At 48.8% G+C, this 22429-nt stretch carries 19 protein-coding genes; 16 read left to right on the top strand and 3 right to left on the bottom strand.

Going from position 1 to position 22429, the window contains the following annotated elements:
* Positions 1–44 precede the first annotated feature (44 nt).
* The gene (gene dut / locus DXD78_RS08300) at positions 45–479 is read right to left on the bottom strand and encodes a dUTP diphosphatase (protein ID WP_025831605.1); all 435 of its coding nucleotides are present in this window, start codon (positions 477–479) and stop codon (positions 45–47) included.
* Positions 480–691: 212 nt separating this feature from the next.
* Between dut and DXD78_RS08295 the strand changes: the two genes are divergently transcribed.
* Positions 692–2020 (top strand): deoxyguanosinetriphosphate triphosphohydrolase, encoded by a 1329-nt coding sequence (locus DXD78_RS08295; RefSeq protein WP_009037700.1) that lies wholly within the window; start codon positions 692–694, stop codon positions 2018–2020.
* A 28-nt stretch (positions 2021–2048) separates the two neighbouring features.
* Here DXD78_RS08295 and DXD78_RS08290 read toward each other — a convergent pair whose 3' ends face one another.
* A complete protein-coding gene (locus DXD78_RS08290; protein WP_005830370.1) occupies positions 2049–3026 on the bottom strand; it encodes a GNAT family N-acetyltransferase in 978 nt (325 codons plus the stop codon).
* Between the two features lie 43 nt (positions 3027–3069).
* On the bottom strand, positions 3070–3888 hold the full coding sequence (locus DXD78_RS08285) for a 1-acyl-sn-glycerol-3-phosphate acyltransferase (protein WP_005830371.1): 819 nt from the start codon (positions 3886–3888) through the stop codon (positions 3070–3072).
* A 215-nt stretch (positions 3889–4103) separates the two neighbouring features.
* Here DXD78_RS08285 and DXD78_RS08280 point away from each other — a divergent pair, with 215 nt between their 5' ends.
* The 15 genes from DXD78_RS08280 (at position 4104) to ftsA (ending at position 22410) form a co-directional block, all read left to right on the top strand.
* Positions 4104–4607: an RNA polymerase sigma factor gene (locus DXD78_RS08280; RefSeq protein WP_008662699.1), complete on the top strand. Its 504-nt coding sequence runs from the start codon at positions 4104–4106 to the stop codon at positions 4605–4607.
* A 376-nt stretch (positions 4608–4983) separates the two neighbouring features.
* Entirely contained in the window at positions 4984–5487 is a 504-nt protein-coding gene (locus DXD78_RS08275; protein WP_005830374.1) for an RNA polymerase sigma factor, read from the top strand.
* A 168-nt stretch (positions 5488–5655) separates the two neighbouring features.
* Positions 5656–7077 (top strand): glycoside hydrolase family 125 protein, encoded by a 1422-nt coding sequence (locus DXD78_RS08270; RefSeq protein ID WP_085931532.1) that lies wholly within the window; start codon positions 5656–5658, stop codon positions 7075–7077.
* A gap of 521 nt (positions 7078–7598) precedes the next feature.
* Positions 7599–8075: a division/cell wall cluster transcriptional repressor MraZ gene (mraZ, locus tag DXD78_RS08260; protein ID WP_005834563.1), complete on the top strand. Its 477-nt coding sequence runs from the start codon at positions 7599–7601 to the stop codon at positions 8073–8075.
* A 10-nt stretch (positions 8076–8085) separates the two neighbouring features.
* Positions 8086–9006 (top strand): 16S rRNA (cytosine(1402)-N(4))-methyltransferase RsmH, encoded by a 921-nt coding sequence (rsmH, locus tag DXD78_RS08255; protein WP_008662693.1) that lies wholly within the window; start codon positions 8086–8088, stop codon positions 9004–9006.
* Between the two features lie 9 nt (positions 9007–9015).
* A complete protein-coding gene (locus tag DXD78_RS08250) occupies positions 9016–9366 on the top strand; it encodes an FtsL-like putative cell division protein (protein ID WP_005830386.1) in 351 nt (116 codons plus the stop codon).
* A gap of 87 nt (positions 9367–9453) precedes the next feature.
* On the top strand, positions 9454–11592 hold the full coding sequence (locus DXD78_RS08245; protein WP_005830388.1) for a penicillin-binding protein: 2139 nt from the start codon (positions 9454–9456) through the stop codon (positions 11590–11592).
* 45 nt (positions 11593–11637) lie between these two features.
* Positions 11638–13086: a UDP-N-acetylmuramoyl-L-alanyl-D-glutamate--2,6-diaminopimelate ligase gene (locus tag DXD78_RS08240; protein WP_009037699.1), complete on the top strand. Its 1449-nt coding sequence runs from the start codon at positions 11638–11640 to the stop codon at positions 13084–13086.
* A 122-nt stretch (positions 13087–13208) separates the two neighbouring features.
* Positions 13209–14477: a phospho-N-acetylmuramoyl-pentapeptide-transferase gene (gene mraY, locus DXD78_RS08235; protein ID WP_005830392.1), complete on the top strand. Its 1269-nt coding sequence runs from the start codon at positions 13209–13211 to the stop codon at positions 14475–14477.
* Positions 14478–14582: 105 nt separating this feature from the next.
* The gene (gene murD / locus DXD78_RS08230) at positions 14583–15917 is read left to right on the top strand and encodes a UDP-N-acetylmuramoyl-L-alanine--D-glutamate ligase (RefSeq protein WP_009037698.1); all 1335 of its coding nucleotides are present in this window, start codon (positions 14583–14585) and stop codon (positions 15915–15917) included.
* A 91-nt stretch (positions 15918–16008) separates the two neighbouring features.
* Positions 16009–17325 (top strand): FtsW/RodA/SpoVE family cell cycle protein, encoded by a 1317-nt coding sequence (locus DXD78_RS08225; RefSeq protein WP_005834555.1) that lies wholly within the window; start codon positions 16009–16011, stop codon positions 17323–17325.
* Positions 17326–17424: 99 nt separating this feature from the next.
* Positions 17425–18648, top strand: coding sequence for an undecaprenyldiphospho-muramoylpentapeptide beta-N-acetylglucosaminyltransferase (gene murG, locus DXD78_RS08220; protein ID WP_008662690.1), 1224 nt, complete (start codon positions 17425–17427; stop codon positions 18646–18648).
* 69 nt (positions 18649–18717) lie between these two features.
* Entirely contained in the window at positions 18718–20163 is a 1446-nt protein-coding gene (murC, locus tag DXD78_RS08215) for a UDP-N-acetylmuramate--L-alanine ligase (protein WP_050756852.1), read from the top strand.
* Entirely contained in the window at positions 20156–20893 is a 738-nt protein-coding gene (locus DXD78_RS08210; RefSeq protein ID WP_009037695.1) for a cell division protein FtsQ/DivIB, read from the top strand. The genes murC and DXD78_RS08210 overlap by 8 nt, the downstream gene beginning before the upstream one ends.
* An 83-nt stretch (positions 20894–20976) precedes the next feature.
* Positions 20977–22410, top strand: a complete 1434-nt coding sequence (ftsA, locus tag DXD78_RS08205; RefSeq protein ID WP_005834548.1) for a cell division protein FtsA — start codon at positions 20977–20979, stop codon at positions 22408–22410.
* Positions 22411–22429 lie beyond the last annotated feature (19 nt).

The raw sequence follows: 22429 nt of genomic DNA, 5'->3' as shown, positions 1-22429 counted from the left end.
ATTTAATTATAAATTCTTAACCCGTAAAACGGAACAATATCCATTCATTTTTTACCCGTATGCCCGAAACCTCCGGCACCGCGCTCCGTCTCATCCAGCACTTCCACTTCCTGCCAAAGAGCTTGTTCGTGACGCGCTATCACCATTTGTGCAATCCTCTCCCCATCTTCGATGACGAAGGTTTCTGCAGAAAGGTTGACGAGAATAATACAAACCTCACCACGGTAATCGGCATCAATCGTTCCAGGGGAGTTCAGCACGGTAATCCCCTTCTTAATGGCCAATCCACTACGCGGACGCACTTGCGCCTCAAATCCTTCCGGAAGAGCGATATAAAGGCCCGTAGGCACCAGACACCGCTGCATCGGAGCCAGCGAAATAGGTTCGTTAAGGTTTGCACGGATATCCATTCCTGCAGACAGCTCAGTGGCATAAGCCGGAAGCGGATGCTTTGATTTATTGATGATTTGTACGTTCAACATGATGTTATTTACGATTTGACGATTTACTATTTACGATTGGGGCTACTTCTATTCTTACAATTCGAGTAATTCAAGTTTCGCAATTCATCTTCCTTTTACTATAAACTTGGGCGAAAATACGGCTTTTTATACAAAATAGTGATACATTTGCAGTTAAATAATAGTAACTTCAATCGTAAATAGTAAATCGTCAAATCTCAAATAACATCATGATGAATTGGAATACGCTCATATCTGCCAAACGCTTCGGACTGGAAGAGTTTCACCAGGAACGCCATGAAAACCGCTCGGAATTCCAACGTGACTATGACCGCCTTGTCTTCTCTGCTCCCTTCCGCCGTCTGCAGAACAAAACCCAGGTATTCCCTCTTCCCGGTAGTGTATTCGTCCACAACCGATTGACACACAGCTTGGAAGTATCATGTGTAGGCCGCTCACTAGGCAACGATGTATCGAAAGCTCTCATTGCCCGCCGTCCGGAACTGCAAGACAGCTACCTCACCGAAATAGGCTCCATCGTTTCCGCCGCCTGCCTGGCACACGACTTGGGAAATCCTCCTTTCGGACATTCGGGAGAACGAGCTATTTCCACCTTTTTTTCTGAAGGAAAAGGAATGTCCCTGAAGGGCCAACTGACACCTTCCCAATGGGAGGACCTTACCCACTTTGAAGGGAATGCAAATGCGTTCCGCCTGCTTACCCACCAGTTTGAGGGAAGGCGACAGGGAGGATTTGTACTCACCTACTCCACCTTGGCAAGCATCGTGAAATATCCCTTTTCATCGAGTCTTGCAGGCAAAAAGTCAAAATTCGGTTTCTTCATCACAGAGGAAGAAAGTTTTCGCCGCATAGCAGAAGAGTTGGGTATGGAGAAGCAGAACGATGCCCCGTTGAAATATGCCCGCCACCCGCTGGTCTATCTGGTGGAAGCCGCCGATGACATCTGCTACCAGATGATGGATATTGAGGATGCTCACAAACTGAAAATTCTGACTACACAAGAAACCAAAGAGTTGCTTCTTTCTTATTTCTCGAAAGAGCGCCAAGCACACCGGCTCAAAACGATGGAGATAGTAAGTGACACCAATGAACAAATAGCCTATCTGCGTTCCAGCGTTATCGGACTGCTTATCGGCGAATGCGTGCAAGCCTTTGTAGACAATGAAGAAAAGATTCTGAAAGGAGAATTTGAAGGAAGCCTCATCAACCATATATCCGAGGTACCAGCCAATGCCTACAAGCACTGTGCAGACATCTCCCTGAAGAGGATTTACCGTTCACGCGATGTACTGGACATTGAACTTGCCGGTTTCCGCATCATCAGTACCCTGCTCGAACTGATGATTGACGCCGTGCGTTCTCCGGAAAAGGCATATTCGCAACTGCTCATCAATCGCGTATCGGGCCAGTACAACATAAAAGCGCCTGCACTCTACGAAAGGATACAGGCGGTATTGGATTACATCTCCGGAATGACGGATGTATTTGCACTCGATTTATATAGGAAAATAAACGGGAATAGCTTGCCAGCGGTATAACAGACGACAAACATTCCTCCGGATAGTCCTATGATACAACCTTATTTGCTCCCGACGTAAGCTTGCACGCCTCCGGTTCGCTCGCTATGAACGACTCGATGTGGCGAATGCGCTTTTCTGCCAAAATCTCGTCCACGGCAATTAGGATACCCGTTTCCTCCACATCTCCGAAACCGTAATTGATGGCTGTACCGAACATACGCATGGTAGGGCTGAGACTCATATAGGCATTCACCAGCGGGGGAATATTATACCCCGCCTTACGGATTTCACAATTCAAAATCTTATAGTCTTCCTTAAAAGAGTCTTTACAGAAGAGAGCCGCCAATTCATTCTCGTCCGATTCCAGAAGCAACGGCTTCATCGGAGTAATCAGGTTGTCCTTATCCGCAAAGTGTTTCCGAAGAAAATAAAGAATCTTATCACGACTCTGACGATGATAGCTGGGATACATAGTCACCTTTCCGAAGAAATACTTCACATTGGGCATGACTACGGTCAGTGCGCCCAAACCATCCCACAGATTATCCAACGCAAACAGACCTTTACTGTCTGCACGCGTAGACTGATACTCCAACGTAACGAACGAACGTCCTAACTCGATGGTCGTAGGAAGATAGTCCTTCAAAAACTTATCCGAAAAGTTAAACATATGGGCAGTTGCCAGAATAGGGGCACCATGTTCATCAAAACGCACATCCGTACCTAAGATATAACGGTATCCACCCAAAATTTCTTCTGCTTCCGGATTCCAGACAATCAACTGCTTGTACGGGTTGTCCATGATGTCATATTCATCAATATCCATAGACTTGCCCGTTCCTCCTCCCGCAGCACGGAATGCAATCTCGCGCAAACGGCCGATCTCCTTCATTGTATTCGGAGAGTCTTGGGCAGTAATGATATATATCTGATTATGACTTCTATTGGTCATGCGCAGACGCTTTTCCTCAGTCAACTCCGCTTTCAACAGCTCCTTGCTTATCGGTGCAATAACATCTTCCATATTTTTCTGTTAGTAGTTCTTCTTTAATATAAATACGGTCTCTCTACAATTTATATACAATATCCTTCACATATTGCGCCCATCCGGCCGGGCTTTTCGATTTGTCGAAAGTTTGCCAGGGGATAGGCTTCCCTATGGTGATGGTAAATGTTTTATGGCGATTCTTCAGCATTTCATCTGCCAGGTAAAGCATGGCGATATTGAACTTGATGCCCAACATCTTACAAAAATTGGCAAGATTATAAAAGAAGTTGGAGTTCCGCCCCTCGAAGTGGATGGGAACTACATCACGGTGGGCTTCGACACTCTTCACGATAAAGGTCTTTTTCCAATCCAAGTCACGGATGACCCCATTCTGCCTACGCGAACAAAGCCCTGCGGGAAACATGATGAGCTGATTGTCCGAAGCAAATCCCGCCTCCACCATTCTGGGGAAGTCTTTGGCCTGCTTTCCCGTCTTGTTGATGGGGATGCAAAGCGGCGCCAGTCCGTGCAGGTTCATCAGCAGGTCGTTGACCATATATTTCACCTTGCCACCATAAAAGGAGCCCAGGACATAACCCAGTGCCACTCCATCCTGCCCACCCAGGGGATGGTTGGACACAAAAGTATAAAGCCCTTCTTTAGGCAGATTTTCCTCCCCCTTTACCACAATATTGGCATCAAGGAACTCCAGACAAGCTTTCAGGAAATCTACACCGACTTTATCTTTCGACTCCCGCAAAAAGACATTCAATTCCTCTTGATGAACGATGTGCTTCAAATAAGAAACCACGAACTTGGGGATATACTTAGACTGCTTCGGAGCCTTTTCCCGAAGTATCTTGTCTATGTCAATCAAAAATAAAGAGTCGTCAGCCATTCTTCTTTTGATGAAATGAATGCGCAAAATTAACTCATCTTTTTAATTAATCGCAAAAAAATGACAGAAAACTGCACCCGAAATCTATCAAATAGCACCTAAAAACTGTCAATTGATAGTTTTTCCCCTAAAGTATGTTTGAAATCCGTCTGCCTGAAAGAGAAAACTTCCGTAAACTTGCAATATCAAGATTAACGAAAAAAAACATAGCACATATGAACAATATAACATTTAAAAAAGACCTGCTCGGAGTTCAAGACGATTTATTGCGTTTTGCATACAAACTTACTTCCGACCGTGAAGAAGCCAACGACCTCTTGCAGGAAACATCCCTGAAAGCTCTGGATAACGAAGAGAAGTATACGCCCGATACTAATTTCAAAGGATGGATATACACCATCATGCGCAATATCTTCATCAACAATTACCGCAAAGTGGTGCGTGACCAGACTTTCGTGGATACCACGGACAATCTCTATCACCTGAACCTGCCGCGCGACGCCGCTTTTGAAAGCACAGAAAGCGCATATGACCTGAAAGAGATGCACCGCATTGTCAACGCCCTTCCACGGGAGTACAAGATTCCCTTCTCCATGCATGTCTCCGGCTTCAAATACCGCGAAATTGCAGAGAAGCTAGGGTTGCCCTTAGGCACGGTAAAGAGCCGCATTTACTTCACCCGCCAAAAACTACAACAAGACTTGAAGGATTTTGTTTAAGCACTCAGCATATAAAACCAGTGATTTCCATAAATTAAGAAGAGTACAGATTTTAGTTGTATCAAAAGAGAGAAAGGCAGGTCGGGACAATCCCGCGTCTGCCTTTCATGGTCTCGCCCCTTGTATTTCGTACACAAACTCATTCAAGCCGTTACGCTTTGCGACAATATTATTTACAAAAATCAGGATAGCAATCTCTGGCTACATCCCACTTTTCCACCTATCCGAGGCACTGAAAGCTAACCAAAGCCACCCGAAAACTGCCAATTGTTAGATTTTACCCCAAAGAGAGTTTGATTTCCGTCTATCAAAAAGAGAAATCATCCGTAGCTTTGCATCATCAATAAAACGAACAATAATTTAAAAAACATCCATTATGAATAATAGAACATTTACCCAAGACCTACTCGGAGTTCAAAACGACTTATTACGCTTTGCATATAAATTAACCTCCGACCGCGAAGAGGCCAACGACCTGCTTCAAGAGACATCCCTGAAAGCTCTGGACAATGAAGAGAAGTACACACCTGATACCAACTTTAAAGGATGGATATATACCATCATGCGTAATATTTTCATCAACAATTACCGTAAAGTGGTACGTGACCAGACATTTGTAGATACCACAGACAATCTCTATCATCTGAACACGCCGCACGACCTCACACTCGACAGCACAGAAGGCGCCTACGACCTGAAGGAAATGCACCGCATTGTCAATGCCTTGCCACGTGAGTACAAGATACCTTTCTCCATGCATGTCTCCGGTTTCAAGTACCGTGAAATCGCAGAAAAGCTGAACCTCCCACTTGGAACAGTAAAGAGCCGCATCTTCTTTACCCGCCAGAAACTGCAACAGGAACTGAAAGATTTCAGATAAGAGAATACGGCAACCTAAGAATTGTTTATTAATTGGCCGGATAAAAAAGTAAATATGCTTATCTTTGGGCAATCATGGGACACAAACCAAGATACCTAAAGAAAAACCGAGTAATTAATAAACAACATGAAGAAACAGACAATCATTACAGCCTGCACATTTGCAGCAATGACAATGGCTACTCCTGCCGTTTTTGCCGTACAGCCGGCCATGAGTAACCACGTATGCGCCTCCGACGCTATCAAGAAAGACAACCGACCGGTAGAATCAAAACGACTGTTCCGTTCCAAAGCCGTAGAAGAACAAATTCAACGGATACAGCAGCTGCTGAAAAATCAGAAGCTGTCATGGATGTTCACTAACTGCTTTCCCAACACGCTGGACACCACCGTCCATTTCCGCAAGGACAAGAAAGACGGGAAGCCCGACACATTTGTCTACACCGGAGATATCCATGCCATGTGGCTCCGCGACTCAGGTGCGCAGGTGTGGCCCTACGTACAGCTGGCCAATGAAGACAAGGAACTGAAGACGATGCTTGCAGGAGTCATCAACCGCCAATTCAAGCTGATTAATGTAGACCCGTTTGCCAACGCCTTCAACGACGGCCCCATCCCCGACGGACACTGGAAAACCGACCTTACCGACATGAACGACGAGGTGCACGAGCGTAAATGGGAAATCGATTCACTGTGTTATCCGCTACGCCTTGCCTACCATTACTGGAAAACGACCGGTGATACAAGCATCTTCGATGCCGAGTGGATAAAAGCAATCCAAAACATCCTGACCACCTTCCGCGACCAACAGCGCCGTGACGGACGCGGTTCCTACCATTTCCAGCGGGTAACTGAACGCGCACTGGACACGATGACCAACGACGGCTGGGGCAATCCGGTGAAACCGGTCGGACTGATTGCATCTTCTTTCCGCCCTTCCGATGACGCCACCACCTTCCAATTCCTGATACCCTCCAACTTCTTCGCCGTATCTTCGCTGCGTAAGGCAGCCGAGATTCTGACTGAAGTCAATAACCGCCCGGAGCTTGCAAAAGAATGTACCGACCTGGCCGGAGAAGTAGAAACCGCCCTACGAAAATACGCTACCTACAACCATCCCAAATACGGCACCATCTATGCCTTCGAGGTAGACGGTTTCGGCAACCACCTTCTGATGGACGACGCCAATGTACCGAGCCTTATCGCACTGCCCTATCTGGGCGATGTGGACATCAACGATCCTATTTACCAGAACACCCGTCGTTTCGTATGGAGCGAGGATAACCCATACTTCTTCAAAGGTACGGCAGGCGAAGGCATTGGAGGTCCGCACATCGGCTACGACATGATTTGGCCGATGAGCATCATGATGAAAGCCTTCACAAGCCAGAACGATGAAGAGATTAAAACTTGCGTGAAGATGTTGATGGATACAGAAGCCGGAACCGGCTTTATGCACGAGTCTTTCCACAAAGACAATCCCGCCAAGTTCACCCGCGCCTGGTTTGCATGGCAAAACACATTGTTTGGCGAACTCATTCTAAAACTGGTGAACGAGGGCAAGCTAGACTTGCTGAACAGCATACAGTAAAAAAACATTTATCCCCCCTGGATTCTGTGGATGAATGTAATAATCAACCACTCCAGGGGGAATATTATCACTCCTCCCTCCCATCATCTTCCGGTAAGTAGTAACGTTCACAAAATAGACGGGAAGTTAACAAAAAAAGTTTCAGAAGTTAATACTAAAACAAGAAAGAGTTAAGAAAGAGCTTTATCCCAAACTTTGGTTTTTCCAAACCAAGCCTGGGGATAGAGAAACCAAGTCTTGGTTTAGATATCCGCAAAGCTGGGAAAGAAGTTTCCCACCCAAGACACCATTCCACCAACAAGCGACTTTCAAACCAAAGACCGTCATCCTCAACCGAATCTTTTCAAAAGAGACTACACGAATCCCCCACCAGCAAAGCGTTTCAAAAGCAGCTTCATTATCAAATGAATAAGCTATCAACAAGGTGTTGAAAACTTCTTCCTAAGATTTTAGTTAAAAGATTGTGGGGAATTGTGGGGAAATGTGTATTTTTACCGTCGCTTATTATAATAAGGTGAGAAATGATACAATTTTTAGGTAATATCGAGGCTAAGGCGGATGCAAAAGGAAGAGTTTTCATCCCGGCCACCTTCCGGAAACAGCTGCAAGCCGCTTCTGAAGAAAGACTCGTGTTGCGTAAGGACGTGTATCAGGATTGCCTGGTGCTCTACCCGGAAAGTGTATGGTTTGCCACTCAAAACCAACTTCGCTGCCGGCTGAATAAATGGAACGCCAAACAACAAATGATTTTCCGCCAGTTCGTAAGTGACGCGGAAGTTATGACCCCTGACGGGAACGGACGCATCCTGCTCCCAAAACGTTACCTGCAAATGGCGGGTATACAAAGTGATGTCCGCTTCATTGGTGTGGACAACACAATAGAAATCTGGGCTAAGGAACGTGCCGACCAACCATTCATGAACCCCGACGAGTTCAGCGAGGCTCTTGAAGAACTGCTGGGAGACGAAAATATTTGTTGTGACGAAAATAAGCTATAAACAACAGATGATGAAAGAAGAAACAACATATCACATCCCCGTATTGCTGATGCCGAGCGTAGATGCAATGAACATCCGTCCGGACGGCACGTATGTAGACGTAACGTTTGGTGGAGGAGGACATTCGCGCGAGATACTGTCCCGCCTGGAAGACGGCGGCCGGCTGCTGAGCTTCGACCAGGACGAGGATGCGGAACGTAACATTGTGAACAACCCGCATTTTACATTCGTACGCAGCAACTTCCGCTACCTGCACAACTTCCTACGCTATCACGGCATCGAAAAAGTGGATGCCATACTTGCCGACCTCGGCGTATCTTCCCATCACTTTGATGACAGCGAACGGGGATTCTCCTTCCGCTTCGACGGGGCACTGGATATGCGTATGAACAAGCGTGCCGGCCTGACCGCTGCCGACATCGTGAATACCTACGAAGAAGAAAAGCTGGCCGATATTTTTTATCTGTACGGCGAACTGAAGAACAGCCGGAAACTGGCATCTGTCATCGTTAAGGCACGGGCTACGCAGAGAATTGCCACCATCGGCGAATTTCTGGAAATCGTCAAGCCACTCTTCGGCCGCGAACGCGAGAAGAAAGAACTGGCAAAAGTATTCCAAGCATTGCGCATTGAGGTAAACCAGGAAATGGAAGCACTGAAAGAAATGCTGTATGCGGCAACAGAAGCGCTAAAGCCGGGAGGCCGCCTGGTGGTGATAACCTATCACTCCCTGGAAGACCGTATGGTGAAGAATATCATGAAAACCGGCAACGTGGAAGGCAAGGCCGAAAAAGATTTTTTCGGGAACGTATTGACCCCGTTCCGGCTAGTCAACAACAAAGTGATTGTACCGGACGAGGAAGAGATAGAGCGCAATCCGCGTTCGCGCAGCGCCAAGCTGAGAATTGCAGAAAGAGTAATGAATGATTAGTGACTAGCAATGGAAAAGAAGCAAGAAGAAAAGAATACGGAAAAGGTGAAAAAACGCACCTCACTGAAGAACATCATCGGAGGCGACATTCTGGCCACAGACTTCTTCCGCCGCCAAGCCGGATTGTTGTTCCTTATCATGGTGCTTATCATTATTTACATCAACAACCGTTACGAATGCCAACTGCAACTGATAGAGATAGACAATCTTAAAAAAGAGCTGATAGACATCAAGTACGATGCCCTGACACGCAGTTCGGAATTGATGGAGCGGAGCCGCCAATCACGCATCGAGGAATACATCGCCACCAAAGAAAGCGATTTGCAGACTTCCACTAATCCACCGTACTTACTAAAATAATGGAGAATTGAGGATTAAAGTAATTTCAATAGTACATCGTAAATCGTTAAATCGTAAATAACATTGGCTGTAAATAAAAAAAACATAATGACCCGTTACTTCTTCGTCGTCCTACTCATGGGGTTGGTGGGGATAGCTATTGTTGTGAAAGGCGCCATGATTATGTTTGCCGAGCGACAGTACTGGCACGATGTAGCCGACCGCTTCGTAAAAGAGAATGTAACGGTGAAGCCCAACCGGGGAAATATCCTGTCCTCGGATGGCAAACTGATGGCAAGTTCGCTGCCGGAATATAAAATATATATGGACTTCATGTCCGGCGAAAGGGACGAGAAGCGCCGCAAAAAGGACCAGCAGCGCAAGGATTCTATCTGGAAAGCCAATTTCGATTCCATCTGTATCGGGCTTCATCAGATTTTTCCGGACATCAGTGCCGCCACCTTCAAAAGCCATCTGCGCAAGGGGCGGGAGATGAAGAGCCGGAACTACAACATTCTTCCCAACCGCAACCGGCGCATCTCTTACATTCAGTATAAGGAAGCCAAGCGGTTACCCGTATTCAAGATGAACAAGTACAGAGGCGGGTTCCACGAACAGATATACAACCAGCGTAAAAAGCCGTTCGGTTCTTTGGCAGCCCAAACCCTGGGCCGTCTCTATGCCGATACAGCCATGGGAGCCCGTAACGGCATTGAACTGGCCTTCGACACCCTGCTGAAAGGACGGAACGGTATTACCCACCGTCAGAAGGTGATGAATAAATACCTGAATATCGTAGACCTTCCCCCGGTAGACGGTTGTGACATCATATCCACCCTCGACGTAGGCATGCAGGACATCTGCGAAAAAGCCCTGGTAGACAAGTTGAAGGAAATCAATGCCAATGTCGGGGTAGCCGTACTGATGGAAGTGGCTACCGGAGAAGTAAAGGCCATTGTCAACATGATGAAAGCCGGAGACGGCAATTACTACGAAATGAACAGTAATGCCATCAGCGATATGTTGGAACCGGGCTCCACCTTCAAGACAGCCTCCATTATGGTGGCACTGGAAGATGGCAAGATAACCCCGGATACCGAGGTAGACACGGGCAACGGTATTATGAATATGTACGGCAGCAAGATGAGAGACCACAACTGGCACCGGGGAGGTTATGGAAAGATAGATGTGACACGTATTCTGGAAGTTTCTTCCAATGTGGGCGTCTCCTACCTCATCGACAAGCACTACAAGGATAATCCGCAGAAGTTCGTGGACGGTTTGAAGCGCATGAGCATCGACCAGCCGCTTCATCTGCAAATACCCGGTGAAGGGAAGCCCAACATCAAAGGACCCAAAGAGCGTTATTTTGCCAAAACGACTTTGCCGTGGATGAGTATCGGCTACGAGACTCAGGTACCTCCTATGAACATACTGACCTTCTACAATGCCATAGCCAACAACGGGGTCATGGTACGCCCCAAGTTTGTGAAAGCAGCGGTAAAGGACGGTGAGGTAGTGAAAGAATATCCTACGGAAGTAATCAATCCCAAGATATGTTCCGACCATACCCTGACACAGATCCGCGAAATCCTTCGGAAAGTGGTATCGCAAGGTCTGGCAAAACCCGCCGGCAGCAAGCAATTCTCCGTATCGGGCAAGACGGGTACGGCACAGATTTCACAAGGAGCCGCCGGATATAAGTCGGGACGGGTGAATTACCTTGTAAGTTTCTGCGGATATTTCCCCTCGGAAGCACCCAAATACAGTTGCATCGTTTCCATTCAGAAGCCTGGGTTACCAGCTTCAGGCGGTCTGATGGCAGGTAGTGTCTTTGGGAAAATAGCAGAAAGAGTTTATGCCAAAGACCTGCGTTTTGACATACGCAGTGCCATAGACAGTACCACCAATGTGATTCCTCCCGTGAAAGCCGGAGAGATGAACGAAGCACTCCTTGTACTGAATGATTTGAAAGTGCCCGTTCAGAAACAGTTCGCCGGACAAAAGAAAAAGGAACAGTGGGGGCATACACAAGCAGCTCCGTCGGCAGTCATCCTGCAAGACCAGGAACCGGCCTCGGGCACCGTGCCCAGCGTGGTAGGTATGGGAGCGAAAGATGCTGTCTACCTTTTAGAGAGTAAAGGACTGAAAGTAAGGCTAAACGGCGTAGGACGGGTGAGGAACCAGTCCATAGCAAGCGGTAGCCGGATAGTGAAAGGACAAACCATAGCCCTGACACTACGTTAACATGAGAATAAACAAGATTTGGATATACACTATATATAATAAGGTATGAGATTAAGTGATTTGTTGCAAACAATACAGCCGGTCCGGATTACCGGAAGTACAAGCATGGAGATAACGGGGGTGAATATAGATTCCCGCCTGATAGGAACCGGACATCTGTTCATGGCCATGCGTGGTACGCAGACCGACGGGCATGCCTACATTCCGGCTGCCATCGATAAAGGGGCTGTTGCAGTATTGTGTGAAGAATTGCCGGAAGAGCTTAAGGCCGGCATCACCTACATTCAGGTGAAAGACAGTGAAGATGCCGTAGGGAAAGTGGCTACCACTTTCTATGGCGACCCTACATCCAAGATGGAACTCATCGGCGTGACCGGAACCAACGGAAAAACAACCGTTGCCACCTTATTATATAATACTTTCCGCTATTTCGGCTACAAGGTCGGACTGGTTTCCACTGTATGCAATTACATCGACGACCTGCCCGTACCGACCGAACACACCACCCCGGACCCGATAACCCTGAACCGCCTGCTCGGAGAAATGGCAGATTCCGGCTGCAAGTATGCCTTCATGGAAGTCAGTTCCCATTCCATTGCCCAGAAGCGCATCAGCGGTCTGAAGTTTGCCGGCGGTATTTTCACTAATCTGACCCGCGACCATCTGGATTATCATAAAACGGTGGAGAACTACCTCAAAGCCAAGAAAAAGTTCTTCGACGAACTGCCAAAAGGAGCTTTCAGCCTGACCAACCTGGATGACAAGAACGGACTTGTGATGACGCAGAATACCCGTTCGAAGGTATACACCTACTCTTTGCGTAGTCTTAGCGACTTCAAAGGCAAAGTCTTGGAGTCTCATTTCGAGGGAATGTTACTCGACTTCAACAATCACGAACTGGCAGTACGTTTCATCGGAAAGTTCAATGCCTACAACCTGCTGGCGGTATTCGGTACTGCCGTATTGCTTGGCAAGAAAGAAGAGGATGTACTGGTTGCCCTCAGCACGCTGCATCCGGTAACCGGCCGCTTCGATGCCATCCGTTCACCGAAAGGCTACACCGCCATTGTGGACTATGCGCATACTCCAGACGCCCTGGTCAATGTATTGAACGCCATTCACGGAGTGCTGGAAGGAAAAGGGAAAGTGATTACCGTTGTGGGCGCCGGCGGCAACCGCGACAAAGGCAAGCGTCCCATCATGGCCAAAGAATCCGCCCGCTTGAGCGACCGGGTTATCATCACCTCCGATAACCCGCGCTTTGAAGAGCCGCAGGACATCATCAACGACATGCTGGCGGGACTGGATAAAGACGACATGCAGAAAACCATCAGCATCACCGACCGCCGCGAAGCCATCAAGACAGCCTGCATGCTGGCACAGCCGGGAGACGTGATTCTCGTTGCAGGCAAGGGGCATGAGAATTATCAGGAGATTAAAGGCGTGAAACACCATTTTGACGACAAAGAGATATTAAATGAAATAATGTGCTGATATGCTAATGTGCTAATTGCCATGCGTCATGTAGGATATTCATTCCTTTACCAGCAGATATACCAGACTATCAATTAGCATATTGGCACATTAGCACATTAAACAATTAAATAATTAACATCATGTTATACTATTTATTTCAATGGTTAGACAAATATGACTTCCCCGGTGCGGGCATGTTTGGCTATACATCCTTCCGTTCGTTGATGGCAATCATTCTGGCATTGCTCATTTCGAGTATCTGGGGAGATAAGTTCATCAATCTACTGAAACGCAAGCAGATTACTGAAACGCAACGTGATGCCAGCATCGACCCGTTCGGCGTAAACAAGGTGGGAGTACCCAGCATGGGCGGTGTCATCATTATTTTTGCCATACTCATTCCTTGCCTACTACTGGGCAAATTGAGCAATATTTATATGATATTGATGCTGATTACCACAATCTGGCTGGGGTCGCTGGGCTTTGCCGACGACTACATCAAGATATTCAAGAAGGACAAGGAAGGCCTGCACGGTAAGTTCAAAATCATCGGTCAGGTAGGCTTGGGACTTATCGTCGGACTGACTCTCTACCTCAGTCCGCAGGTGGTTATCCGCGAGAACATAGAAATAGAGAAACCGGACGGACAGATAGAAGTGGTGCATGCCGCCAAGGAAATCAAGGCAACACAGACCACCATCCCATTCTTCAAGAGCAACAACTTCGACTATGCCGACCTAGTGGGCTTCATGGGTGAACATGCCCAGACAGCAGGTTGGATACTGTTTGTGATTATCACGATTTTCGTAGTTACCGCCGTCAGCAACGGAGCCAACCTGAATGACGGAATGGACGGAATGGCGGCAGGGAACTCTGCCATTATCGGACTGACCTTGGGAATACTCGCCTACGTATCGAGCCACATTGAATATGCCGGCTACCTGAATATCATGTACATTCCCGGCTCGGAAGAACTGGTAATCTTTATCTGTGCCTTCATCGGTGCACTTATCGGCTTCTTGTGGTACAATGCCTATCCGGCCCAGGTATTCATGGGCGATACGGGCAGTCTGACCATTGGAGGAATCATCGCAGTATACGCCATCATTATTCACAAGGAACTGCTGATACCCATCCTTTGCGGTATCTTCCTGGTGGAGAACCTTTCGGTCATCCTGCAACGCCTCTACTACAAGGCAGGCAAGCGGAAAGGCGTGAAACAACGTCTCTTCAAAAGAACACCGATACACGACCACTTCCGCACTTCCATGAGCCTGATAGAGCCGGGATGCAGCGTAGTATTCACCAAACCGGACAAGCTGTTCCACGAATCCAAAATCACCATCCGCTTCTGGATTGTGACGATTGTATTGGCAGCGATAACGATTATAACATTAAAAATTAGATAACAAACAAATGAAGAACTAAGAATGAAGAATGAAGAATTTAGCTGTACATCATCTCGCTGCATAGCGATTCTTCATTCATCATTCTTAATTCTTAATTAAAAAAGTATGAGTAGAATTGTAGTATTAGGAGCTGGCGAAAGCGGCGCAGGCGCTGCCGTACTGGCCAAAGTGAAAGGATTCGACACGTTCGTCTCCGACATGTCCGCCATCAAAGACAAATACAAGGAACTGCTGGATAAATACGGCATTGCCTGGGAAGAGGGACACCACACAGAAGAGCTGATTCTGAATGCTGACGAAGTAGTGAAAAGCCCCGGTATTCCCAACGACGCTCCGCTCATTATGAAATTAAAGGAAAAAGGTACGCCCATCATCTCTGAGATAGAGTTTGCGGGACGGTACACTAACGCAAAGATGGTCTGTATCACCGGCTCGAACGGAAAGACTACAACCACCTCGCTCATTTATCACATCTTCAAGAGTGCAGGCCTGAACGTCGGCCTCGCCGGCAACATCGGCAACAGCCTGGCCTTGCAGGTAGCCACGGAGCAGCATGATTACTACGTCATTGAGCTGAGTTCCTTCCAGCTGGACAATATGTATAACTTCCGTGCCAACATTGCCGTACTGATGAACATCACACCAGACCACTTGGACCGTTACGACCACTGTATGCAGAAATATGTGGACGCCAAATTCCGCATCACCCAAAACCAGACATCGGAAGACGCTTTTATCTTCTGGAACGACGACCCCATCATCAAGCGCGAGCTGGACAAGCATGGCCTGCGCGCCCATCTCTACCCGTTCGCTGCCGTGAAGGAAGACGGGGCCATCGCATACGTGGAAGACGGTGAAGTGGAAATCAACGAACCGATAGCCTTCAATATGGAGCAAGAGGAGCTGGCGCTGCACGGCACACACAACCTATACAATTCGTTAGCCGCCGGCATCTCGGCCAATTTGGCCGGCATCCGGAAAGAATATATCCGCAAAGCCTTGTCCGACTTCAAGGGAGTGGAACACCGGTTGGAGAAAGTAGCCACCGTACGCGGCGTGAGCTTCATCAACGATTCCAAGGCTACGAACGTAAATTCCTGCTGGTATGCCCTACAAAGCATGACCGGCAAAACCGTACTTATCCTCGGCGGTAAAGACAAAGGAAACGATTACACGGAAATCGAAGACCTCGTACGCGAAAAGTGCTCTGCCCTGGTCTATTTGGGATTGCACAACGAAAAGCTGCACGCCTTCTTCGACCGTCTGGGACTGCCCGTAGCCGACGTGCAGACCGGCATGCAGGATGCCGTAGAAGCAGCCTTCAAGCTGGCAAAGAAAGGTGAAACCGTGTTGCTCAGTCCTTGCTGTGCCTCCTTCGACCTCTTCAAGAGCTATGAGGACCGCGGCGATCAGTTCAAAGCATGTGTCAGAGCACTATAAGATACGGATGCCGCAACAGTCCTATTACGCATCCCGTAACAAGAACGGCAACTTTTAATTCTTTAATTATTAATTTTTAATTTGCGAAGCATTGGATTTATTAAAGAGCATATTCAAAGGCGATAAAGTGATTTGGATTATTTTCCTTTTCCTTTGCCTCATCTCCATCACAGAGGTATTCAGTGCTGCCAGTACGCTGACCTACAAGAGTGGCGACCATTGGGGACCGATTACGCAGCACAGCATCCTCCTGATGGTAGGCGCCGTCATTGTAGTACTGGTACACAACATCCCCTATAAATGGTTTCAGGTGTTCCCGGTATTCCTGCTTCCGATATCCATCGGACTGCTGGCTTTTGTGATGCTGATGGGATTCATTACCGGCGACCGCGTAAACGGCGCAGCCCGCTGGATGACCTTCATGGGCATTCAGTTCCAGCCGTCAGAAATAGCGAAGATGGCCGTTGTCATCGTTACCGCCTTTATCCTCTCGAAAGGGCAGGATGAAGACGGTGCAAGTCCGAAAGCCTTTAAGCGCATCATGATTATTACCTGCATTGTCTGTGGCCTTATCCTGCCAGAAAACTACTCGACGGGAATGCTGCTCTTCGGAACGGTCTACCTGATGATGTTCATCGGGCGGGTATCTGCCAGGAAACTGCTGATACTGGGAGGAGGAATTGTGGCATTCGTAACAGTCTTTGTCGCCTTCCTGCTGGCCACACCAGACAAGACATTGGAAAATATACCGATGGGGCACCGCTTCACCACTGTAAAATCCCGTATTGCAGACTTTACCAACAAGGAGGAAGTTCCTGCCGCCAAATTCGACATCGACGGCGACGGGCAAGTGGCACATGCCCGTATTGCCGTAGCTACGAGCAACGTTGTAGGCAAGGGCCCGGGAAACTCCGTACAGCGTGATTTTCTGAGCCAGGCATTCTCCGATTTCATCTATGCCATCATCATCGAGGAACTGGGACTGGTAGGCGGAATAGTCGTTGTGTTCCTTTATGTCTGCCTATTGGTGCGAGTGGGCCGTATCGCCAAAAAATGCGACCGCACTTTCCCCGCTTTCCTCATTACCGGAATAGCCTTGCTGCTCGTCACGCAGGCGCTGTTCAACATGATGGTTGCCGTAGGTCTGGCACCCGTCACGGGACAACCGCTTCCACTCATCAGCAAGGGTGGTACATCCACTTTCATCAACTGTGCCTACATCGGCATGATACTGAGTGTCAGCCGCTATACAGCCAAGCTGGAGGAACAGCGGATGCATGATGCGCAAGTGCCGATGCTGATAGATGCCGGAAATGCCGAGAACCCGGAACAACCGGCCGATAGCGAAGCACAGACAGCCGCCGAGCCGACAGCAAAGGTACTGAACAGTGATGCGGAGTTTGAATAACAGCCTCTCCCCCAACCCCTCCCCCGTAGGGAGGGGAGAAAAGAATAATTGAGTAATGGAGAGCATGCCAATAATACAAAAATAAAAAAGAACAAGAATATGAGTAAAGAGGCGAACAACTATACAACCAAAAGTAACTCTACCCCTCTCCCTACGGGGAAGGGGGTGAGGCTTATCATCAGCGGCGGCGGTACCGGAGGACATATCTTTCCGGCCATCTCCATCGCTAACGCCATAAAAGAGTTGTGTCCCGACGCGGAGATTCTCTTCGTAGGTGCCGAAGGAAGAATGGAAATGCAGCGTGTTCCAGATGCCGGTTACCGGATTATAGGCTTACCCGTTGCCGGATTCGACCGTAAACATCTGTGGAAGAACTTCTCCGTACTGCTGAAACTGATACGAAGCCAGTGGAAAGCACGGAGCATCATCAAGGAGTTCCGCCCGCAAGTAGCCGTCGGTGTAGGTGGCTATGCCAGTGGTCCTACGCTGAAAATGGCGGGCATGATGGGTATTCCCACGCTGATACAAGAACAGAATTCCTACGCCGGTGTCACCAACAAGCTGCTGGCACAGAAGGCATGCAAGATTTGCGTGGCCTACGAAGGTATGGAAAAATTCTTCCCGGCAGAAAAGATAATCATGACAGGTAATCCGGTGCGCCAGAACCTGCTCGGACATTCTATCCTGCACGCAGACGCCGTAAAGTACTTCGGATTGAACCCGGAAAAGAAGACTATCCTCATTCTGGGCGGCAGCCTGGGAGCCCGCACCATCAACCAGACACTGACCGCCGGCCTGGATATCATTCGTACCCACCCCGACGTACAGTTTATCTGGCAGACTGGCAAGATATACATTGACCAAGTCAGAGAAGCCATTACAGCCACTACGGGAGAAGCCGTACGTAACCCGCATATCAGTGCCATTCCGAATCTGTATGTGACGGACTTCATTAAGGATATGGCAAACGCCTATGCCGCTGCCGATCTGGTGATTTCACGTGCCGGAGCCGGTTCCATCTCCGAGTTCTGCCTGCTGCACAAGCCGGTCATCCTGGTTCCCTCACCCAATGTGGCCGAAGACCATCAGACCAAGAATGCGCTGGCGCTGGTGGATAAGGATGCAGCTATCTATGTGAAGGATGTGGAAGCGAAAGAGAAGCTGCTGCCGGTGGCGTTGGAGACAATCGCTAACCCCGAGAAGCTGCAAGACTTGAGCAAGAATATCGCCAAGCTAGCGTTGCCGGACTCGGCGACAATTATTGCGAAGGAGGTATTGAAGAGCCTCTCCCCTTGTCCCTCCCCCGTAGGGAGGGGGGAATAGATAGTACTGCTATCGTTCTTTTTATAATATCATACTTTTGGAAGAAGAGTTTGAAGAAAAAATTTGAATATGAATAAAAATATAAGCAATAGTAACTCATCTCCCCTCCCTACGGGGGAGGGGCAGGGGGTGAGGCTTGAAGCCATTCGCTCCGTTTATTTCGTCGGTGCCGGCGGCATCGGCATGAGTGCGCTGATACGTTATTTCCTCTCTAAAGGAAAGACAGTAGCGGGCTACGACCGTACGTCGAGCGAACTGACAGAACGTCTGATTACGGAAGGAGCACAGATACACTACGAAGAGGATATCAACCTTATTCCGGAGGAGTGCAAAGACAAGGCAAGCACGCTCGTGGTCTATACCCCCGCCGTGCCGCAAGGGCATGCAGAACTGACCTATTTCCGTGAAAACGGCTTCAACATACATAAGCGCTCCCAAGTATTGGGCATCATCACCCGCAGCAGTAAAGGCCTGTGCGTGGCAGGTACGCATGGCAAGACTACCACCAGCACCATGGCTGCCCACCTGCTGCACCAGTCACACGTGGGCTGCACCGCCTTCCTCGGAGGCATTTCGAAGAACTACGGTACGAATCTGCTGCTTTCCGCCACCAGCCCTTATACCGTTATCGAAGCGGATGAGTTCGACCGCTCCTTCCACTGGCTATCGCCCTGGATGAGTGTCATTACTGCCACCGACCCCGACCACCTGGATATATACGGCACCAAAGAAGCCTATCTCGAAAGCTTCCGCCACTACACCACGCTTATCCAGCCGGGCGGCGCCCTGATTCTGCACAAAGGACTGGAAATGCAAGCCGACGTACAACCGGGCGTCACCACCTATACCTACTCGCGCAACGAAGGCGACTTCCATGCCGAGAATATCCGCATCGGAAACGGTGAAATCTTCATCGACTTCGTGGCGCCTGACACCCGCATCAACGATATTCAGTTGGGGGTTCCCGTCAGTATCAACATCGAGAATGGTGTTGCCGCCATGGCACTCGCCCATCTCAGCGGTGCCACCGACGAAGAAATCAAGCAAGGCATGGCAAGCTTCCGCGGAGTGGACCGCCGCTTCGACTTCAAGCTGAAGAACGACCGGATTGTATTCCTCAGCGATTACGCCCACCACCCTGCCGAAATAGCCCAAAGCGTGAAGTCCGTCCGCGAGTTGTACCAAGACAAGAAGATAACCGTCATCTTCCAGCCCCACTTGTACACCCGTACTCGCGACTTCTATCGTGACTTTGCAGACAGCCTTTCCCTATCCGACGAGGTGATTCTGACAGAGATATACCCTGCCCGCGAGCAACCGATTCCCGGCGTGACGAGTCAGCTGATTTATGACAACCTCCGCCCCGGCATCGAGAAATGCATCTGTAGGAAAGAAGACGTCCTCAGCCTCCTCGCCCAAAAGCACACCGAAGTATTGGTAGTGCTGGGAGCCGGAGACCTGGACAACTATGCGCCCCAAATCACCCAACTATTATCAGAAAAATATCATGGTTAAAAGGATTCTACTTTCTATCGTTCTGTTGCTTGTCATTGCTTACCTGGTAGTGGCTGTCACAGCTTTCAACCGCAAGCCCACCTCGCAGGTGTGCCAAGACGTGGAACTGGTGATAAAAGACACGGTATATGCCGGCTTCATCACGAAGAAGGAAGTAGCTACCCTGCTGGAAAAGAAAGGTATCAGCCCCGTTGGGAAAGACCTGGAACGCGTGCGCACCAAGACCTTGGAGCGCGAACTTGCCAAGCATCCCCTCATCGACCAGGTGGAGTGCTACAAGACCCCGAGCGGCAAGCTCTGCATCGAAGTGACCCAGCGCATCCCCATCCTGCGCGTGATGAGCGCCAACGGCGAAAACTACTATCTGGACAACAAAGGTATCGTGATGCCCCCCGATGCAAAGTGCGTTGCACACCTCGCCGTTGTAACCGGAAATGTAGAAAAGTCGTTTGCCATGAGGGATTTATATAAGTTTGGTGTATTTTTGCAAAAGAATTCTTTTTGGAATGCACAGATAGAGCAAATTCACGTATTGCCCGGCAAGAACATCGAGTTAGTGCCCCGTGTCGGCGACCATCTTATCTATTTAGGCAAGATTGCCGGATTCGAGAAGAAGCTGAAACGTGTAAAGGCATTCTACGAAAGAGGATTGAACCAGGTGGGTTGGAACAAATACTCCCGTATCAGCGTTGAATTTGATAATCAAATCATCTGCACAAAGAGAGAGTAGAGAAAGGGATTTACTAATAGCCCTTCTTTATCAAAGCGCAGCAAATAGTAAATTGTAAATAGTAAAATAGTAAATAAATAGATATGGCAACAACAGATTTCATCGCCGCTATCGAGTTGAGTTCTTCCAAGATTTCCGGTATCGCAGGAAAGAAGAGCAGTGACGGAAGTATCCAGGTGTTGGCTTATGCACGCGAAGATGCATCCCCGTTTATACACAAAGGGGCCATCTACAACATTGACAAGGCCGCACAAGCGCTGACTTCCATCATCAACAAGCTGGAAGGCCAGTTGAACAACTCCATCGCCAAAGTATATGTAGGCATCGGCGGACAATCATTGCGCACGGTGAGGAATGCGGTAAGCCGTACGCTGGAGGAAGAGAGCATCATTTCGCAAGAACTGGTAGACGAGATTTGCGACGAGAACCGTGATGTACCCTTGGTAGACATGAGTGTGCTGGATGTAGCCCCGCAAGAATACAAGATAGACAACACGCTGCATGTGGAGCCCGTAGGAGTTGCCGGAAGATACATCACCGGGCAGTTCCTCAACATCGTAGCGCGTGCCTCGCTGAAGAAGAACCTCGAACACAGCTTCGAGCAAGCCAAAGTGGAAATTGCCGACGACCTGCTCGTGGCTCCCACTGCGTTGGCCAAAGCCGTGCTGACCGAAAACGAGATGCGTTCGGGCTGTGCACTGGTGGACTTCGGTGCCGACACCACCACCGTGCTGGTCTATAAGAACAATATCCTGCGCTACCTCAGCGTACTGCCGCTGGGTGGAAACAACATTACCCACGACATCACTTCCCTGCAAATGGAAGAGGAAGATGCCGAGAAGCTGAAACTGCAATACGGTAATGCCCTCTACGAGGAGGAAGAAGACGCCGAGACCCCTGCCGTATGCACGTCGGAAGACGGCCGTACCTTCGAACTGGCCCTGCTGAACAATATTATTGGAGCACGTGCAGAAGAAATTCTTGCCAACGTATGGAACCAGTTGCAACTTTCCGGCTACGAGGACAAACTTTTCTCCGGTGTTGTATTCACCGGTGGAGGAGCCAATCTGAAGAATCTTGAGAAAGCCTTCCATAGAGTGAGCAAGATTGAAAAGGTAAAGACCGCCAAGTTCGTACAGACCACCGTCCACACACGCAGCGACGAGCCCAAGAAGGACGGCATGCACAACACACTGCTGGGCCTGCTGGCTGCCGGCAACGAGAATTGCTGCCTGCAAGAGGTGAAGCCGGTACAGCAGCCTGCCTCCAATGTTCCTCCCAAACCGGTCGACATATTCGTTGACGACGAAGCGCTGAAAGAGCAGGAAGCCGCCGCACGCGCCGCCAAGGCACAGCGCGAGAAGGAAGAGAAAGAACGCAAGGAGCGTGAGCGCAAAGAAAGGGAGCTGCGCGAAAAGGAAGAAAAGAAGAAGAAAAAGAAAGAAGGCCCCAGCTGGTTCGAAAAGACTTTCAACAAGCTTTCCAACGAAATCTTCTCGGACGACGATATGAAGTAATAATGTGATAATGTGCCAG

Source organism: Bacteroides sp. D20 (genome assembly GCF_003436255.1).
Classification (GTDB): domain Bacteria; phylum Bacteroidota; class Bacteroidia; order Bacteroidales; family Bacteroidaceae; genus Bacteroides; species Bacteroides uniformis.
This window is presented reverse-complemented; position numbering and strand designations above follow the sequence as displayed.

Coding starts and splice junctions, on each gene's coding strand:
- DXD78_RS08240 (WP_009037699.1), top strand. CDS start 11,638: ATGAGATTAAGTGATTTGTTGCAAACAATACAGCCGGTCCGGATTACC.
- ftsA (WP_005834548.1), top strand. CDS start 20,977: ATGGCAACAACAGATTTCATCGCCGCTATCGAGTTGAGTTCTTCCAAG.
- DXD78_RS08210 (WP_009037695.1), top strand. CDS start 20,156: ATGGTTAAAAGGATTCTACTTTCTATCGTTCTGTTGCTTGTCATTGCT.
- DXD78_RS08280 (WP_008662699.1), top strand. CDS start 4,104: ATGAACAATATAACATTTAAAAAAGACCTGCTCGGAGTTCAAGACGAT.
- DXD78_RS08285 (WP_005830371.1), bottom strand. CDS start 3,888: ATGGCTGACGACTCTTTATTTTTGATTGACATAGACAAGATACTTCGG.
- mraY (WP_005830392.1), top strand. CDS start 13,209: ATGTTATACTATTTATTTCAATGGTTAGACAAATATGACTTCCCCGGT.
- DXD78_RS08245 (WP_005830388.1), top strand. CDS start 9,454: ATGACCCGTTACTTCTTCGTCGTCCTACTCATGGGGTTGGTGGGGATA.
- rsmH (WP_008662693.1), top strand. CDS start 8,086: ATGAAAGAAGAAACAACATATCACATCCCCGTATTGCTGATGCCGAGC.
- DXD78_RS08275 (WP_005830374.1), top strand. CDS start 4,984: ATGAATAATAGAACATTTACCCAAGACCTACTCGGAGTTCAAAACGAC.
- DXD78_RS08270 (WP_085931532.1), top strand. CDS start 5,656: ATGACAATGGCTACTCCTGCCGTTTTTGCCGTACAGCCGGCCATGAGT.
- DXD78_RS08250 (WP_005830386.1), top strand. CDS start 9,016: ATGGAAAAGAAGCAAGAAGAAAAGAATACGGAAAAGGTGAAAAAACGC.
- DXD78_RS08295 (WP_009037700.1), top strand. CDS start 692: ATGATGAATTGGAATACGCTCATATCTGCCAAACGCTTCGGACTGGAA.
- murC (WP_050756852.1), top strand. CDS start 18,718: ATGAATAAAAATATAAGCAATAGTAACTCATCTCCCCTCCCTACGGGG.
- murG (WP_008662690.1), top strand. CDS start 17,425: ATGAGTAAAGAGGCGAACAACTATACAACCAAAAGTAACTCTACCCCT.
- mraZ (WP_005834563.1), top strand. CDS start 7,599: ATGATACAATTTTTAGGTAATATCGAGGCTAAGGCGGATGCAAAAGGA.
- DXD78_RS08290 (WP_005830370.1), bottom strand. CDS start 3,026: ATGGAAGATGTTATTGCACCGATAAGCAAGGAGCTGTTGAAAGCGGAG.
- murD (WP_009037698.1), top strand. CDS start 14,583: ATGAGTAGAATTGTAGTATTAGGAGCTGGCGAAAGCGGCGCAGGCGCT.